This window comes from Rhizobium sp. BK377 (assembly GCF_014193935.1).
GTDB lineage: Bacteria > Pseudomonadota > Alphaproteobacteria > Rhizobiales > Rhizobiaceae > Rhizobium.
On sequence record NZ_JACIAC010000002.1, the window covers coordinates 886,342 to 900,445 of the forward strand.

Consider the following 14,104-nt stretch of genomic DNA (forward strand, 5'->3'; position numbering starts at 1 on the left):
ATGGCGGCGATGATTCTTATTGATCAATTGCCGCATCTGCGTCTGGAAATTTTGAACCGAGGTTCGAAGGGACGCCGCAGGCGGCAGCCCCGGGCTCGCAAGAAGTTGAATCAGTTTCTGAAGCCGGCCCTGTTTTATTCCTTAAAATCAAGGCTATCGCCCGTTTACCATTTGCCACGAATAAGCCGCAACAAATGCCGCGGCATGCCGTAATTCGGTCGTGAGAGCGCCGAGATCAAACCGCTACTCTGTCACCATCCGACATTGGTTATTGAGGGCATGCCATGTTTCTGGAAGACGAGCGCGCAGCGGGACGCCTGCGCGCAAGCCGGGTTTCTCTGTCGCTGATGGTGGCGGTCATCGCATTTGCAAGCTGCGTCGTGGCGATGTTCTGCCTCTTTTCGCCTGCCGAAGCAGGACCGGCCATGGCTTCCGGTTCCCTCCACGTTTCCTATGCCGACCAGAAGATTAGCGATGGCGTAGCGGTGCTTGTTGCCGCGTTCGTCGCCGCAAACGGACTTGCCATCTGGCTGCGTCGCATCAAGGGCCTCGTCCTCTCGGGAGGCCGGCGCGATGTCCGCTAAGCCGCAACATTCCGGCTGGAGCGAGAAACCCGATACGTTCGAGCCGCTGCCGACCTATATGGAACTGGCCATGGCCGCCGCTTCTGCCCACGAGGCACCGCCTGCACCGCCGAGACCTCGCCTCCCCGGGCTTTCGATCGTCGAAAAACTGGTCGCCGTCGGTATCGTTTGCCTCGCCTTCTACGGCATGGCGCTGATCGGCTGTGGGCTTTTCCTGAAAGCGGAAGCAAAGCGCACCGGCTTCATCACACAGCGGATGATGAGTGCGGAGCTACAGGATGCCGATTTCGACATCCGCTTCCCTCCCCGCATAATCAACTGACCTGCTCTCGTTCAACCCGAGAACACAAAACCGTTATGGAGCGCCGATTACGGTTGAAGCGCTCCATGCCTCGCGCCACCTTTCCCCTCAAACTGACGACGGGGATTATGATGGACGCCATTTCGACTTTCCGTTTCGCCGCGTTGCTTGCAGGGGTCGCTGCTTTTGCAGGTCCAGTCCTTGCCCAGACCGGTGACATCGTCAGGACGCAGGAAGTTTCGGTTCGTGTCGAGAAACTAGCCGAAGGGCTGGAGCATCCCTGGGCAGTCGAGGTCCTGCCTGACGGTGGCTATATCGTCACGGAGCGGCCGGGGCGGCTGCGCATCATCCGCGACGGCAAGGTTTCCGATCCGATCGATGGCGTGCCAAAGGTGAGCGCCCGCGGCCAGGGCGGCCTGATGGATGTCGCGCTTGCCCCTGATTTCGCCACCAGCCGAAAGCTCTATCTGACCGCCGCAACCGCCAGCGACCGGGGCTCCGGCACCGAGGCTTTCAGCGCCACGCTGTCCTCGGATGAAAAGACCCTCGAAAACGTCACGCCAATTTTCACCATGCGGGACTTTACCCGCGGCAACATCCAGTACGGCTCTCGCATCGCGATTGCCCCAGACGGCTCGTTGTTCATCAGCATCGGCGACCGCGGTGACCGCAACCGCTCTCAAGATTGGAAAGATGATGCCGGCTCCATCATCCACCTTAATGCCGATGGCAGCATTCCCGCCGACAATCCCTTCAAGAATAGCAGCAAAGCCCTGCCGGAGATCTGGTCCAAGGGTCATCGCAACCCGCAGGGCATCACCTTCGATACTGCCGACGGCAAGCTCTACACCGTCGAACATGGCGCAAAGGGTGGTGACGAGATCAACAATCCCGAACCCGGCAAGAATTACGGCTGGCCTGTTATCACCTATGGCCGCGACTATTCCGGTGCCAAGATCGGCGAAGGAACGGCCAAGGAGGGCCTGGAACAGCCCCTGCACTACTGGGACCCGTCGATCGCTCCGGGCGCTCTCGTCGTTTATCGCGGCAAGATGTTTCCGGAATGGAACGGCGATTTCATCGTCGCCGCCCTGAAGTTCCAGTTGCTGTCGCGCATGCAGCGGGATGCAAGCGGCGCCTTTACCGCTGAGGAGCGTATGTTTGAGGGCGACTACGGCCGCATCCGCGATGTGATCGTGGCTCCCGATGGCGCATTGCTGATGGTCACCGACGAGAATGACGGCGAATTGCTTCGGGTTTCCCGCGCCGAAAACCGGGCCGGCTAAAGCGAGTTCCGCAATTCCCTGCGGATCATGAATTTCAGCCCCGACCATAAATCGTCGATGGCGCAGACTTTGACGTCGACGAGACCTGTCGGCAACAGGATCTCTCTTAATGCATCCTCGGTGAGGCTGGTCGGCAACTTTGAACTCTTTTTCGGCCAAGATATCCAGACCATGCCATCGGGCCTGACCACGCGGATTAGCGCCCCCATCATCTCTTCCAACGCCACACGACGTGTTTCGAAGACGTGGATATAATCGAATTGCCGGTCAGAAGCCGTCGGCAAGACCCGTTCGACCGCAGCAAAACCCTCGAACTCGCCGATCTCGGCCAGCCCATCGGGAACATTCAGGAGCAAGGCCGCCTGTCCTGGTTTAAGCCCCAGCTTCCTTGTGAGCGGCGTGCCGGTATATCCTGCCGTCATTGGCGCTTCCACACGAGCGGCCATGTTGCCGGACCGCCATCAGCCCTGGCATCGCATTCCTCCTTGATGCGCACTTCCTCAAGAACAAGGAAATCCGCGTTATCAGGCTCGGCTATACGCCACACATAATAGCTGCCGCAATCACCCATGCCGCGTCCCTTTGCGAAGGAGGTGAAACGCCTCTCCGTCGCATCGTAGCGGATGTTGAAAGCCGTATCACCCGTCGTTTCCGAGAACTTCAGCGGAAAGACCGTTCGAGAAATATGGTTACCGTAGCCGCCATAGATTGCGAAAGGCATGTTGTAGGCGCCGGCCTGGCCACAAGGTACGATGATTAGCCTCTTCCCGGTCTGACCGGTCACTTCGAGGGCGTCGCCATAGGCAAGCCGCTGCTCTTCGATGTGGCAGTCGCCGTCATCAGGCTCGATATCCGCCCGGACCACATCAGGCAGATCGGCAAAGCGTGTAATCGGCCGGACGGATGATGAAGCCTCGGCCGAAGCGGCCCAAGGCCCTGCCAGAACAGCTGCCGTAACGGTCGCAATCATTTGCTGCTTCATCCATGTCTCCGAACCATTTAAGGAATTCTCATCCTTGTCGAAAAGAGATGCGCCTGCTAACCCGGCAGCATACTCTTAAATGCTTCCCAAACATTGAGGGCGAGATGACGCGCGTTCAGGCGAACCTCCTTCTATTGCTCGCAGCCGCTATCTGGGGCGGCGGCTTCGTCGCACAGTCGACGGCAATGAAGGCGATCGGCCCCTTCTGGTTCATCGGTCTGCGCTTCGCCATCGCCGCACTTGCCACCCTGCCTTTCACGCTCATCGAAGCGCGCAAGGCGAAGGTCGCAACCAGCCGCCGTCATCTTGGCCTCTATTTGATGATCGGCCTTGCGCTCTTCGGCGGCGCGTCCACGCAACAGATCGGCCTGCAGACGACGACCGTCACCAATTCCAGCTTCATCACCGGGCTCTATGTAATCTTTGTGCCGTTGATCGCCGTCTTCTTCCTGCGCCGCTCGCCGCACTGGATCATCTGGCCGGGCGCCATCATGGCCGTGTCAGGCATTTACATGCTGTCGGGCGGCCAGCTTTCGGCTCTGACGGTGGGGGATCTTCTGACGGTCGTATGCGCCATCTTCTGGTCGGTGCAGATCACGCTTGCCGGAACGACGGTCGGCGAAACGGGTCGGCCGCTTGCGCTGTCCAACGCCCAGTTTGCGGTGTCGGCCGTTTGTGCGCTGATCATCGCCGCCATTTCCGAACCAGTCAGCTTGTCAGATATCCGCGCGGCTACACCCGAGATCCTCTATGTCGGCATCTTCTCCTCGGGCGTCGCCTTCGTGTTGCAGGTGGTCGCCCAGCGCTACACTACGCCGTCGCAGGCAGCGATCTTCCTCTCCGCCGAAGCTCTGTTCGGCGCAACCCTCGCCGCGCTTCTTTTGGGTGAGAGCATGCCGCCGCTCGGCTATATCGGTTGTGCGCTGATGTTTATCGCTATGCTTGTAGTCGAGCTCGTGCCCGAAATGACCCGCCGCCGCTCGGAGATGGCCTGAACACGCGTCCATTTATGGGGCATTTAGTGCCGTCTGAAAATTTTTTTAAGCGAGCGGCAAGACGCGCTATCGTTGCATTTTTGGTAAAATCTGCCCGGAACTTATATTGCAGACGATATAAAACGTTAATCATTTGCTCTCGCCGGCGGATTTTTTGCATTTTTGCGAAAACAGGCCACATTTGCGGGTGTGTTCTAAGGGACACGTTAAAAAACTTTTGCTTGCCAAAATCCTTCAAACGCAGCACTCTTCGCGCGTTCGGGCATTTTGCGAGCATGGGAAGTCCTTAAGAATTTGCGAGCCGGAAACGCTAATATTCCGGTCAGCCGGTCCCAAAAAACAGCAGGCGTTAAGCCTGTCTGGAACCGGCGGAGGTAGAGGGGACCTTTTTCTCACATTTCAAGATCTGCCTGCCAGCGTCTTCGCGAGAAGGCAATAGCGTAATGCTGCCCGTGTGGATGGCGGGCGGAGACAAAAGGACCTGAGGCATGGCCGAGACTGGCACTGTAAAATTCTTCAATACCGACAAGGGCTTCGGCTTTATCAAGCCGGACAAGGGCGGCGCCGATATCTTCGTTCACATTTCTGCCGTTCAGGCTTCCGGCCTGGCCGGTCTGACGGAAAACCAGAAAGTAAGCTTCGACACAGAGCCGGATCGCCGTGGCAAGGGCCCGAAGGCCGTCAATCTGCAGATTTCAGGCTGAACCCTCGCATAGGCGTGGAATCGAGTTGAAGCCCGGCAGCCATGCCGGGTTTTGTCGTTCAGACTCCATTCAGCATGACGCCGCTAGTTTCAGAACCATAGAGAAGGGACCGCTTCCGGTTCCCGATACTGGGATTTTACGCGATGAACAGGCTTGCAAAGACCATTCTTCTGACCGCAACTGCCGCTGCCTTGACCCTCTCGGCCATCGGCGAAGCTTCGGCTGGCGACCGTTACTGGCGTCACGGCCATGACCACGGCAACGATGCACTGGTCGGCGGTGCTGTCGGCCTTGCTACCGGCCTGATCGTCGGCTCTGCCATCGCCAATGCCAATAACGGCCCGGTCTACGAAGAGCGCCGCTACATCGACCCGCCGGTCTATGAACCGGAATATGCTCCGCCGCCGGTCTACCGCGCGCGTCCGGTCTATTCCGAGCCGGTCTATGGCCGCCCGGTCTATGGTCGCTCCGTCGGCGCCATGGAACCCTGGAGCGCTCAGTGGCAGCGCTATTGCTCCTACCGCTATCGCAGCTTCGATCCGCAGAGCGGCACTTATGTCGGCAATGACGGTCGTGAGCACTTCTGCGTCGCAAGCTGATCGGCTGAAGATGTTTTGACGAAAAGCGCCGCCATAGTGCGGCGCTTTTCTTTTGGCCACACCTCAGCCGGCCTTCTTCTCCCAGGGCATGGGCCTGGCACCTCCGCCCTGTTCGAAATCGGTCGACTGGCTGACGACACGCCAGGTGCGATCGGCCTCCATTCGCGCCGCATCCGCCCTTTCCACCGCGGCGGCCGCATCGCTGCCGAGCAGCAATCGTAGCGGCGGCGTATCGAGCGAAGCGATATGCAGCACCGCGGCGGCCGCCCTGGCCGGATCGCCGGGCTGGCGGCCATTATAATTGCGCTGATATTCCGCCATGGCACCGACCGTTGCGGCATATTCCGGGCGGCCTTCATAGATCGCCGTCGATGAACCGGCGAAATCCGTGCGGAAGCCACCGGGCTCGATCACCGTCACCTTGATGCCGAGTGGCCCGACCTCTTTGGATAGCACCTCGGAAAAGCCCTCGACACCCCATTTGGCCGCCGCATAGGGCGCTCGCCCCACAGGACCGATCCTGCCGCCGACGGAGGAGAACTGGATAATGTGCCCTGTCCCCTGCCCGCGCATGATCGGGATAGCCGCCTTGCTCATGATGATAGTGCCGAAGAGGTTGGTCTCGATCTGCGCCCGGAAATCCGCAAGGCTCGTATCCTCGATCGGTGCTACATTACCGTAACCGGCATTGTTGACCAGCACATCAAGCCGGCCGAATGTTTCGACCGCGCTCTTCACAGCCGCTTCCGCCGCCGCCTCGTCGGTCACATCGAGCGCCAGGGCGCGAACGCGCGAGCCATACGCATCAACAAGATCGGCAAGCTGGGCGGGATCGCGCGCTGTCGCGACCAGTTTGTCGCCGGCCTCAAGCACGGCATTGGCGAGCGCGCGGCCGAGGCCACGCGAACTTCCGGTAATCAACCAAACCTTTGACATGGGAAACCTCCTTTTCGGTTCTCAATCCATTTAGGATCTATTGTTTCCTTTAGAAAGAAGGTACCTAATGGATCTATACAAACCTGAAGGTAACTGTAATGAAAGACGACATCTTTGATTTCTGTCGTAACATGAGCGATGAGCAGGATGCGCGAGCCCGGCAGATGCTGGAACGTGCCGCTGCAAAATGGCCGCTACGCGTCCTGCACGTGCTTTCGGAAGCGAACGGGCCTCTACGCTTTTCAAGAGTGCTGGAGCGAGTGGAGGATATCAGCCAGAAGGTGCTGACACAGACATTGCGCACGCTCGAAAGCGACGGCCTCGTCATCCGCACGCTCTATCCGCAGGTGCCACCACGCGTGGAATACGAACTGACACCGCTCGGCCGCGAACTGCTGACGCAGGTCGTCTCTCTGTGGCGCTGGATCGTCATCCACCTGAATGAATTTGACGCCGCCAAACCGGCTGCAAAAAGCTAGGCCGGAAGACGCACCGTCGCTCTCAGCCCGCCAAGCGGACTGTCACCAAGCGTGATATTGCCGCCGTGGCTGCGCGCGATATCCCTCACGATGGCAAGCCCGAGACCGGTGCCCGAAGCATCGAGATTGCGTGCGCTATCCAGCCGGAAGAATGGCTTGAACACATCCTCCCGGTACTTCTCCGGAATGCCGGGACCATTGTCATCGAAGACGATCGTCAGCCATTTCGCACCATGCTTGGCCTCGATATGGAGCGCGTCGGCGTAACGCCTTGCATTAGAGGCGAGATTGGTCACAAGTCGCAAGAAGGCATTCGGGCGCACCGAGATATGGTCCTCGCCCTCGATGGAATAGGTCAGCACCTTGCCATGCAACTCGAAATCGGCCTCGAGTTTTTCGAAGACCTCGCTGAGCTTCAGCTCACCGACATCCTCCTCCACCTCACCCTTGGCAAAGGCCATGTAGGCCTCCAGCATGGTCTGCATATCGTTGACGTCTTCGTTGAGGCCGGCAAGATCGGGATTGTCGCCGACGAGCGCTAACTGCAGCTTGAAGCGGGTCAGGATGGTTCTGAGATCGTGGCTGACGCCTGAGAGCATCGCCGTGCGCTGCTCCATCTGCCGCTCGATGCGCTCTCGCATGAGGATGAAGGCGAGACCGGCACGCCGCACCTCATCAGCCCCACGCGGGTAGAAATTGTCCGCCTTCTGCCCTTTGCCGAAGTTTTCCGCCGCCCGCGCCAGATTGAGGATCGGCCGGATCTGTCCGCGCAGGAACAGGATTGAGATCGCGATCAGCACGAGTGACGCGCCAACCATCCAGAGAATGAAGATATGCGTGTTCGATGCATAGGCCTGACTGCGTTTTGTAATCACGCGCAGGATGCGGTTGTCGAGCTTAATGCGAATCTCGATGAGGTTGGAATTGCCGACCGTATCGATCCAGAACGGCCGGCGGATTTCATCGGTGATCTCGTCGCTCAGAATGCCGTCGAGAATCGAGAAGAATGGCTTTTCGCGCGGCGGCGGCAGATCTCCATCCGGTTCAATCGAAATCTGCAGGTTGAGCTGGTCGCGGGCAATGCGGGTTATATCGCTATAATCGGCATCGTGCGGAAAGGTGTCGATAACCTCGATGATGGCTGCGATGTCACGGGTCACGCCGAGCGACAGCCGCTCCGTCACCATCTGCCAGTGACGCTCCATAAAGACCGCTGCGACGACCGACTGCAGAAGCACCATCGGAATGATGATGATGAGCAGCGAACGCGTATAGAGGCCTGTCGGCAATCGCCGGCGCAGCCAGCGCACGAACCAGCGCCAGCCGGGTGCAGGAGAGCGGTCTTCCCGCCGCAAGCTGTCGAATGTCACCATGTGCGCCGGTCCCGAACCCGTCGTTTTAGTCGATGCTCAGCCTGTATCCTATACCGCGCACTGTCTGCAGCCAGACCGGATTGGCAGGATCATCCTCGATCTTGCGGCGTAGACGGTTGATCTGGACGTCAATGGTACGTTCGCCGACTTCCGCATCGTCTCCGATCAACTCGTGCCGCGGGATCGTGTCGCCGGCCCGGCGGGCAAAAAGCAGCATGATTTCCTGTTCGCGGTCCGTCAGGCGGATGACTTCGGCCGCCTTCTTCAGCTCCTTGCGCGTCAGCGAGAAAGTATAGGGGCCGAACATGACCTGCTCGATTTTCGGCGTATCGCCGCCGCTATTGCGTCGCAGGATATTGTTGATGCGCAGAACGAGTTCGCGCGGATCGAAAGGCTTGGGAAGATAATCGTCGGCGCCGGCTTCAAGCCCGGCAATACGGCTGTCGGATTCGGCAAGCGCCGTCAGCATGATGATCGGCACGTTCTTCACGGCCCTCAGCCCACGCGTCACCTCGATGCCTGATTCGCCCGGCATCATCACGTCCATGATGATGAGGTCGAAATCGAGCCCCGCCAGCTTGCGCTGTGCCTCCGCCCCGTCAGAGGCAATGGTCACGCGAAAACCGTTTTCCGTCAGATAACGGTTCAGCAACGCGCGGATACGGGTATCGTCGTCGACGACGAGAAGATGCGCCGCGTCATCGGAAATGCCTGTCTTGACCGCCATTCAATCCGCCTTCTGTCTGTCTCGCATGCCTCTGAGGAATGCCTTTACGCCCTCTCGCGCCTCCGGGGTAGCGCCCTCGAATGCCCGTTCAATACGGCGTGATTGCGGCTCGGCGAGCGCCAGTGCCAGCTCCCTGCCCGATTTGGTGGGATAGAGCTTGCGCTGTCGGCGATCCTCCGGGCCTGCCACCTGCCGAATATAGCCTGAATCGATCAGTTGTTTCAGCACTCTTGCAAGGCTCTGCTTGGTGATCTTCAGCGTATCGAGCAGATCGGCGACCGTCATGCCCGGATTTCGGTTGACAAAATGAACGACGCGGTGATGCGCCCGCCCAAAACCACTCTTTTCAAGAATGGCGTCAGGATCGGACACGAAGTCACGGTAAGCGAAGAAGAACAGCTCGATGATCTCGAAATCGATGATCCCGACATCCTCCATCGGCGTGGCCAGCGGTTCAGGTTTTCCTGCTTTCGAGCTGGTCTCTCGTGGCACTCGGCATTTCCTCTCTCTTGGCGCGAGCCTTGCGAAGTCTTCGCAAAATATGTCGGTTTTGGTGACCTATTTTTGCGTCGCCGCTAGCTTCCCCGAAAGTTGCCGGCCCCGTGCGGACTGTTCTTTCCCTGGAAACTAAAGCCCGTCCGGCAAATCTCCAACGCAACGCGCAATTTCCCCTTGTGTCAGTGGATAGAACGTAATGGGGACAACAATCAACAGACATGGCGCAAACGCGCCGGAGGAGGCAAGAATGACTTCAATTCTCGGAAGCTTGTACGGCCGATCGCATGATGCGCGGCAGTGAGATGATGAACGTTTCCGCCCGGCAACGCGGTGATCGCCTTAGACAATAATGGCGCCATTCACGCGCCAACCCGGATTGCTTCCTGAACGGCATCACCTGCCGGACGGTGATTGAACCCGCCAAACGCAGTATCATCGAAGTCGTCGAACAAACACTCTTCGCGGAAGAGCGGAGCAGCTTTTCCAGACGCTGCCAGACCGACTTGACGGACAAAGGCGGCTGCATGCCGCCTTTCCTATGAGCTTATTGGTAGACATAGACGATGCGGCGCGTGCCCGGGTCGACCAGCACCGGTCGATCGTTGATTCGGACATAGCGATATTCGTAATCCGGAATCGTCTGGAACGTCACGTCGGCGGGCACTTCGGCACCGACGACCACGTCACCGCTAAGCCGCACGGCCTGCGCCGGCGTTGTGTCGATATAGGTGCGAACTTCCTCTGGCGGCGTAATCGCCTCGACCGAGCCGACCGGACCGATCAGCTCATCACCCGGTGCGGGCATCGGCTCTGCCGGCACGACGCTGGAGGTCGTCTCATAGGTCACCACAGGCACGCCGAGATCGGCGCGATGCTGCTCGACGATGACGGGCGAGCCGCCCTGATTGACCTGCAGATATTCGGCATAGACCCAGCCCCGCACGCCGTTTACGTCGACCCGGCACCAGCGGCTACCTTCGATGCAGCCATCGAGCACGGCAGTCGAGCCGCGGGTGGCAAGACCGACGGAAGGATATTGCGGGCCGGGACCGGAGCGGATGTTCAAGTCGTTGATCGACGTCGCCACCATCTCCGCCTGAGCGAGCCCGGCACTCGCAGCCAGAAGGGCGCCGGCCAGCAGAAGGTTTCTCTTCAAGGTCATTGTAAGGTCTCCTTGTTGCGATGGGCTGACAACGCACGGGTTGCGTGGTTGTTCCGCCGCGGCCGGCGCAGCTGAAGAATGGCATAAGGAAGGCCTAAGCAAGCACCTGAAATCGCTTCAGAAATTCGCTTCAACACAGTGCCGCATCGCTCTCCGGAAGCCGATAAATTCCTGTTGCAGCCTGTCTTTTCCGCGTGAGCTGACCGAAAATTCCGGCTGCCTTCGGCTGCGTTTGCGCCTATAGAGACAGGCAATTGAAAGACGCGAAGCGAGGCATTCATGGGCATGCTCCAGGCCGGCATCATTCCGGTGACACCCTTCCAGCAGAACTGCACCATTCTCTTCGACCCCGATACAAAGGAAGGCGTGGTCGTCGATCCGGGCGGTGACGTGCCTGTTATCGCAAGCGTGATCGAAGAACATGGTCTCAAGATCAAGGAAATCTGGCTCACCCACGGCCATCTCGATCACGCCGGCGGCGCCAAGGAGCTGAAGGAAAAGCTCGGGGTCGATATCGTGGGCCCGCATGAAGACGACCTGCCGCTCCTGCAGCGCATCGAAACTCAGGCCGAGAAATATGGCATTGGCGGCCTGCAGAATGTCACGCCCGACCGCTGGCTGAGGGATGGAGACAAGATCTCTTTCGGCTCTCACGAATTCGAGGTCTATCACACGCCGGGCCATGCGCCGGGCCACGTCATCTATTTCAACCGCTCCCAGAAGTTCGCCCATCTCGGCGATGTGCTCTTCAACGGTTCGATCGGCCGCACTGACCTGCCCGGCGGCAACCATCGCCAGCTTCTCGATTCCATCAGGGACAAGGTGCTGCCGCTCGGCGACGATGTCGGCTTCATCTGTGGCCACGGCCCCGGCAGCCGCATCGGTGACGAACGCCGTGAAAACCCGTTTCTGCGGGAGATTTGAACATGAAACATATGAGCTGGCTGAACCCGCCGCCCTTCTTCGAGGAGCGTGACGGCGCGCTCCATGTCCGTTCCGGCGAAAAGACCGATTTCTGGCAGGGCACCTATTACGGCTTCCATCGCGACGATGGTCACTTCCTGCATGAAATCCGCAAGGATGACTTCACCGCCGAGGTTACCTTCTCCGGAAATTATGAAGCGCTCTACGATCAGGCCGGGCTGATGATCCGCGCTGATGAGAAGCATTGGGTGAAATGCGGCATCGAATATACCGATGGGGCGAGGCATTTCAGCGCCGTAGTTACCAACGGCAATTCCGACTGGTCGGCCTTCCGCATCGGCCATGACTTCGATGCCATCTCGGTCCGCGCCACTCGCAACGGCGACGCCCTGTTCATTCAGTCCAGTACGGACACTATGGACGAATGGCGCATGGCCCGCCTCGCCTGGTTCGATCCAGCTTTCGAAGAGGTGCTGGTCGGCCCCGTCTTCTGCTCACCGCAACGCGCCGGCTTCGAAGCCGTCTTCCACGATTTCACGGTAAGCGACCCGCTCTCACGCGACATTCACTGAGCTTGCCGCAAAGTCAGCTGAAAATGCGCTTCGCGCTTCGGCGAAGACCAGATCATTTATGCAATTGCAAAACGCTTATGACTGGTCTGGCCGGCCTACATCAGCTTCTGGCCGTTCGGCACCGGCCGCTCGACGGCCGCAAGCACGATATCGCCCTTCTCATCGGCAAAACCGAGCGTCAGCACTTCCGAGCGGAACGGCCCGATCTGGCGCGGCGGAAAGTTGACGACGGCGAGCACTTGTCGCCCGACAAGCCGTTCCGGCGAATAATGAACCGTGATCTGCGCCGAAGATTTTTTGACGCCGATCCCGGAGCCGAAATCGATGAGAAGCTTGATCGCCGGCTTTCGCGCCTCCGGAAAGGGATTTGCCTCGATGATCGTGCCAACACGGATATCGACGCGCTCAAAATCGGCAAAGGCAATCTCTTCGGCCATAACAGTCTCTCTCAGCCGGCAAGCTCTTCGGCACGCTTGCGGGCAGCCGCGAGCGCCTCGTCGAATAGCGGCTGCATGCCATCTTCAGCCATCAATACGGAAAGTGCAGCAGCGGTTGTGCCGCCCGGCGAGGTGACGTTCTGGCGCAGGCGCGCAGCGTCGTCGGGGGACTGGTGCAGCAACTCACCAGCCCCCGCGACTGTTTCCCGCGCAAGGCGCATGGCAAGGTCCGCCTGCAGGCCGAGTTTACGGCCTGCCTCTGCCATACACTCGACGAGATAGAACACATAAGCAGGCCCGCTGCCTGAGAGCGCCGTTACGGAATCGATATCGGATTCGGCAGGCACCCACTCGACAGGACCGGAGACACGAAGAAGGGCATTGACGCCGTCGCGCTGTTCGGCGCTGACACGCGCATTGGCGAAAGCGCCGGTTACGCCGCGCCCGACCATGGCAGGTGTGTTCGGCATGGCGCGCACCATAGCGGCCTCGCCGAGATGCTTTTCCAGGAAGGCGAGCGTCTTGCCGGCAGCGACCGAAACCACCACCGTCTGAGCACCGACGACGCTTTTAACAGCCGGAAGTACGGCTTCCATCACCTGCGGCTTCACTGCAAGAAACAGGACACCGGCTTTGAGATTGGCAGGAATGGCTGTGACATGCGTGGCGCCGGCATCGGCAATGGTCGATATCATCGCCGGCGACGGACCGGGATCGACAACGATGACGGCAGAACCCGGAACTCCGCTCTTCAGCCAGCCGGAGAGCATGGCGCCCCCCATATTGCCGGCCCCGACGAGAACGACCGGATTGACGGCGGAAAAGGCACTCGCAGGCATGTTAAGCCTCGCCGACTGTTTCAAAAAGCACTGCTTCCATCGCCTTGTTGGCTTCCATGCCGGACCATACGACGAACTGGAAAGCCTGATAATACGCCTCGCAGGTGTCGAGTGCACTCGAAAGCAGCACCTCGACCTGACGGTTGGTGGGCTCGGCACCGCCGGCAAGCAGCAGAGACTGGCGGAAGATGACGACATCTTCCTGCCGCCACAGGTCGAAATGTCCCATCAGCACCTGGCCGTTGATCGCCGAGAGCAGCTTCACCACCTCGTTGACCCTGATTTCAGGAACCTTGATATCGAAGGCGCAGCCGAGATGCAGCGCTTCGAATTCCTCCATCCATGAGAAGGAAACGTGATAGTCGGCCCAGCGGCCCTCGACCGTCATCGCGATCTCGTCTTCGCCGGAGCGCTCGAATGCCCAGTCATTGTTTGACGCCACGTACTCGATCATGTCGACCGGGTTCGACTGGCGTTCGACTTCCAATTCCATAAGGCTCATGCAGCACCTTCTTGACCGGAATGAATGCGGCCCAACTTCGTGAACGAACACAAAACAAGACACACGCAACACCGGAAACCACCACTGGGATGATCGCTGAACCGCTGCCAGACTGACGCAGTGAACTTGCCTGGCGCTTACCAATTCGCTTCGAATCATCATTTAAAATCAGTGTATAATGACCCTCGCGGCCTGCCAGCCCCT

19 protein-coding genes are annotated in these 14,104 nt (G+C 59.2%); 9 read left to right on the forward strand and 10 right to left on the reverse strand.

Annotated elements, in window-relative coordinates; all coding sequences use genetic code 11:
- Positions 1-284 precede the first annotated feature (284 nt).
- The 3 genes from FHT92_RS13145 to FHT92_RS13155 all read left to right on the forward strand — a co-directional run bounded on the left by FHT92_RS13145 (position 285) and on the right by FHT92_RS13155 (position 2,171).
- Positions 285-584 (forward strand): hypothetical protein, encoded by a 300-nt coding sequence (locus FHT92_RS13145; RefSeq protein WP_183825699.1) that lies wholly within the window; start codon positions 285-287, stop codon positions 582-584.
- Complete coding sequence (locus tag FHT92_RS13150; protein WP_183741073.1) at positions 574-906, forward strand: sortase; 333 nt, start codon at positions 574-576, stop codon at positions 904-906. The genes FHT92_RS13145 and FHT92_RS13150 overlap by 11 nt, the downstream gene beginning before the upstream one ends.
- A 110-nt stretch (positions 907-1,016) precedes the next feature.
- The gene (locus FHT92_RS13155) at positions 1,017-2,171 is read left to right on the forward strand and encodes a PQQ-dependent sugar dehydrogenase (RefSeq protein WP_183826268.1); all 1,155 of its coding nucleotides are present in this window, start codon (positions 1,017-1,019) and stop codon (positions 2,169-2,171) included.
- Here FHT92_RS13155 and FHT92_RS13160 read toward each other — a convergent pair.
- Positions 2,168-2,617: a hypothetical protein gene (locus FHT92_RS13160; RefSeq protein WP_183825702.1), complete on the reverse strand. Its 450-nt coding sequence runs from the start codon at positions 2,615-2,617 to the stop codon at positions 2,168-2,170. The genes FHT92_RS13155 and FHT92_RS13160 overlap by 4 nt on opposite strands.
- Positions 2,590-3,153: a DUF1176 domain-containing protein gene (locus FHT92_RS13165; RefSeq protein WP_183825705.1), complete on the reverse strand. Its 564-nt coding sequence runs from the start codon at positions 3,151-3,153 to the stop codon at positions 2,590-2,592. Before FHT92_RS13165 ends, FHT92_RS13160 begins: the two co-directional genes overlap by 28 nt.
- 104 nt (positions 3,154-3,257) lie before the next feature.
- Here FHT92_RS13165 and FHT92_RS13170 point away from each other — a divergent pair, with 104 nt between their 5' ends.
- The 3 genes from FHT92_RS13170 (at position 3,258) to FHT92_RS13180 (ending at position 5,451) form a co-directional block, all read left to right on the forward strand.
- Complete coding sequence (locus FHT92_RS13170) at positions 3,258-4,148, forward strand: DMT family transporter (RefSeq protein ID WP_183825708.1); 891 nt, start codon at positions 3,258-3,260, stop codon at positions 4,146-4,148.
- A gap of 488 nt (positions 4,149-4,636) precedes the next feature.
- The gene (locus FHT92_RS13175; protein ID WP_007824341.1) at positions 4,637-4,852 is read left to right on the forward strand and encodes a cold-shock protein; all 216 of its coding nucleotides are present in this window, start codon (positions 4,637-4,639) and stop codon (positions 4,850-4,852) included.
- Positions 4,853-4,995: 143 nt separating this feature from the next.
- A complete protein-coding gene (locus FHT92_RS13180) occupies positions 4,996-5,451 on the forward strand; it encodes a BA14K family protein (RefSeq protein ID WP_183825711.1) in 456 nt (151 codons plus the stop codon).
- 63 nt (positions 5,452-5,514) lie between these two features.
- On the opposite strand, the gene FHT92_RS13185 is transcribed toward FHT92_RS13180, so the two are convergent.
- Positions 5,515-6,387, reverse strand: coding sequence for an oxidoreductase (locus FHT92_RS13185; protein WP_183825714.1), 873 nt, complete (start codon positions 6,385-6,387; stop codon positions 5,515-5,517).
- A 98-nt stretch (positions 6,388-6,485) separates the two neighbouring features.
- Between FHT92_RS13185 and FHT92_RS13190 the strand changes: the two genes are divergently transcribed.
- A complete protein-coding gene (locus FHT92_RS13190; protein ID WP_183825717.1) occupies positions 6,486-6,866 on the forward strand; it encodes a winged helix-turn-helix transcriptional regulator in 381 nt (126 codons plus the stop codon).
- On the opposite strand, the gene FHT92_RS13195 is transcribed toward FHT92_RS13190, so the two are convergent.
- From FHT92_RS13195 to FHT92_RS13210, 4 genes are all read right to left on the reverse strand, one after another.
- Positions 6,863-8,239 (reverse strand): ATP-binding protein, encoded by a 1,377-nt coding sequence (locus FHT92_RS13195; RefSeq protein WP_183825720.1) that lies wholly within the window; start codon positions 8,237-8,239, stop codon positions 6,863-6,865. The genes FHT92_RS13190 and FHT92_RS13195 overlap by 4 nt on opposite strands.
- A gap of 25 nt (positions 8,240-8,264) precedes the next feature.
- Positions 8,265-8,966, reverse strand: a complete 702-nt coding sequence (locus tag FHT92_RS13200; protein ID WP_183741085.1) for a response regulator — start codon at positions 8,964-8,966, stop codon at positions 8,265-8,267.
- Positions 8,967-9,404, reverse strand: a complete 438-nt coding sequence (locus tag FHT92_RS13205) for a MarR family winged helix-turn-helix transcriptional regulator (RefSeq protein ID WP_210278483.1) — start codon at positions 9,402-9,404, stop codon at positions 8,967-8,969.
- A 604-nt stretch (positions 9,405-10,008) separates the two neighbouring features.
- Complete coding sequence (locus FHT92_RS13210; RefSeq protein ID WP_183741087.1) at positions 10,009-10,626, reverse strand: DUF1236 domain-containing protein; 618 nt, start codon at positions 10,624-10,626, stop codon at positions 10,009-10,011.
- A 279-nt stretch (positions 10,627-10,905) separates the two neighbouring features.
- Here FHT92_RS13210 and FHT92_RS13215 point away from each other — a divergent pair, with 279 nt between their 5' ends.
- Both FHT92_RS13215 and FHT92_RS13220 read left to right on the forward strand, forming a co-directional pair.
- The gene (locus tag FHT92_RS13215) at positions 10,906-11,550 is read left to right on the forward strand and encodes an MBL fold metallo-hydrolase (protein ID WP_183825723.1); all 645 of its coding nucleotides are present in this window, start codon (positions 10,906-10,908) and stop codon (positions 11,548-11,550) included.
- A 2-nt stretch (positions 11,551-11,552) separates the two neighbouring features.
- Positions 11,553-12,122: a DUF1349 domain-containing protein gene (locus tag FHT92_RS13220; RefSeq protein ID WP_183825726.1), complete on the forward strand. Its 570-nt coding sequence runs from the start codon at positions 11,553-11,555 to the stop codon at positions 12,120-12,122.
- 95 nt (positions 12,123-12,217) lie between these two features.
- On the opposite strand, the gene FHT92_RS13225 is transcribed toward FHT92_RS13220, so the two are convergent.
- The 3 genes from FHT92_RS13225 to FHT92_RS13235 are packed head-to-tail and all read right to left on the reverse strand — an operon-like array spanning position 12,218 to position 13,900.
- Positions 12,218-12,559 (reverse strand): tRNA-binding protein, encoded by a 342-nt coding sequence (locus FHT92_RS13225; protein WP_183825729.1) that lies wholly within the window; start codon positions 12,557-12,559, stop codon positions 12,218-12,220.
- Between the two features lie 11 nt (positions 12,560-12,570).
- Positions 12,571-13,398 carry a pyrroline-5-carboxylate reductase gene (proC, locus tag FHT92_RS13230; RefSeq protein WP_183825732.1) on the reverse strand — a complete coding sequence of 276 codons (828 nt, stop codon included), beginning with the start codon at positions 13,396-13,398 and terminating at the stop codon, positions 12,571-12,573.
- A 1-nt stretch (position 13,399) separates the two neighbouring features.
- Positions 13,400-13,900, reverse strand: a complete 501-nt coding sequence (locus FHT92_RS13235) for a YbjN domain-containing protein (RefSeq protein ID WP_007824374.1) — start codon at positions 13,898-13,900, stop codon at positions 13,400-13,402.
- Positions 13,901-14,104 lie beyond the last annotated feature (204 nt).

What these genes read in the sequence shown, in the direction of transcription:
- FHT92_RS13145 (WP_183825699.1), top strand. Translation starts at nt 285, where the DNA reads ATGTTTCTGGAAGACGAGCGCGCAGCGGGACGCCTGCGCGCAAGCCGG.
- FHT92_RS13150 (WP_183741073.1), top strand. Translation starts at nt 574, where the DNA reads ATGTCCGCTAAGCCGCAACATTCCGGCTGGAGCGAGAAACCCGATACG.
- FHT92_RS13155 (WP_183826268.1), top strand. Translation starts at nt 1,017, where the DNA reads ATGGACGCCATTTCGACTTTCCGTTTCGCCGCGTTGCTTGCAGGGGTC.
- FHT92_RS13160 (WP_183825702.1), bottom strand. Translation starts at nt 2,617, where the DNA reads ATGGCCGCTCGTGTGGAAGCGCCAATGACGGCAGGATATACCGGCACG.
- FHT92_RS13165 (WP_183825705.1), bottom strand. Translation starts at nt 3,153, where the DNA reads ATGAAGCAGCAAATGATTGCGACCGTTACGGCAGCTGTTCTGGCAGGG.
- FHT92_RS13170 (WP_183825708.1), top strand. Translation starts at nt 3,258, where the DNA reads ATGACGCGCGTTCAGGCGAACCTCCTTCTATTGCTCGCAGCCGCTATC.
- FHT92_RS13175 (WP_007824341.1), top strand. Translation starts at nt 4,637, where the DNA reads ATGGCCGAGACTGGCACTGTAAAATTCTTCAATACCGACAAGGGCTTC.
- FHT92_RS13180 (WP_183825711.1), top strand. Translation starts at nt 4,996, where the DNA reads ATGAACAGGCTTGCAAAGACCATTCTTCTGACCGCAACTGCCGCTGCC.
- FHT92_RS13185 (WP_183825714.1), bottom strand. Translation starts at nt 6,387, where the DNA reads ATGTCAAAGGTTTGGTTGATTACCGGAAGTTCGCGTGGCCTCGGCCGC.
- FHT92_RS13190 (WP_183825717.1), top strand. Translation starts at nt 6,486, where the DNA reads ATGAAAGACGACATCTTTGATTTCTGTCGTAACATGAGCGATGAGCAG.
- FHT92_RS13195 (WP_183825720.1), bottom strand. Translation starts at nt 8,239, where the DNA reads ATGGTGACATTCGACAGCTTGCGGCGGGAAGACCGCTCTCCTGCACCC.
- FHT92_RS13200 (WP_183741085.1), bottom strand. Translation starts at nt 8,966, where the DNA reads ATGGCGGTCAAGACAGGCATTTCCGATGACGCGGCGCATCTTCTCGTC.
- FHT92_RS13205 (WP_210278483.1), bottom strand. Translation starts at nt 9,404, where the DNA reads ATGGAGGATGTCGGGATCATCGATTTCGAGATCATCGAGCTGTTCTTC.
- FHT92_RS13210 (WP_183741087.1), bottom strand. Translation starts at nt 10,626, where the DNA reads ATGACCTTGAAGAGAAACCTTCTGCTGGCCGGCGCCCTTCTGGCTGCG.
- FHT92_RS13215 (WP_183825723.1), top strand. Translation starts at nt 10,906, where the DNA reads ATGGGCATGCTCCAGGCCGGCATCATTCCGGTGACACCCTTCCAGCAG.
- FHT92_RS13220 (WP_183825726.1), top strand. Translation starts at nt 11,553, where the DNA reads ATGAAACATATGAGCTGGCTGAACCCGCCGCCCTTCTTCGAGGAGCGT.
- FHT92_RS13225 (WP_183825729.1), bottom strand. Translation starts at nt 12,559, where the DNA reads ATGGCCGAAGAGATTGCCTTTGCCGATTTTGAGCGCGTCGATATCCGT.
- proC (WP_183825732.1), bottom strand. Translation starts at nt 13,398, where the DNA reads ATGCCTGCGAGTGCCTTTTCCGCCGTCAATCCGGTCGTTCTCGTCGGG.
- FHT92_RS13235 (WP_007824374.1), bottom strand. Translation starts at nt 13,900, where the DNA reads ATGAGCCTTATGGAATTGGAAGTCGAACGCCAGTCGAACCCGGTCGAC.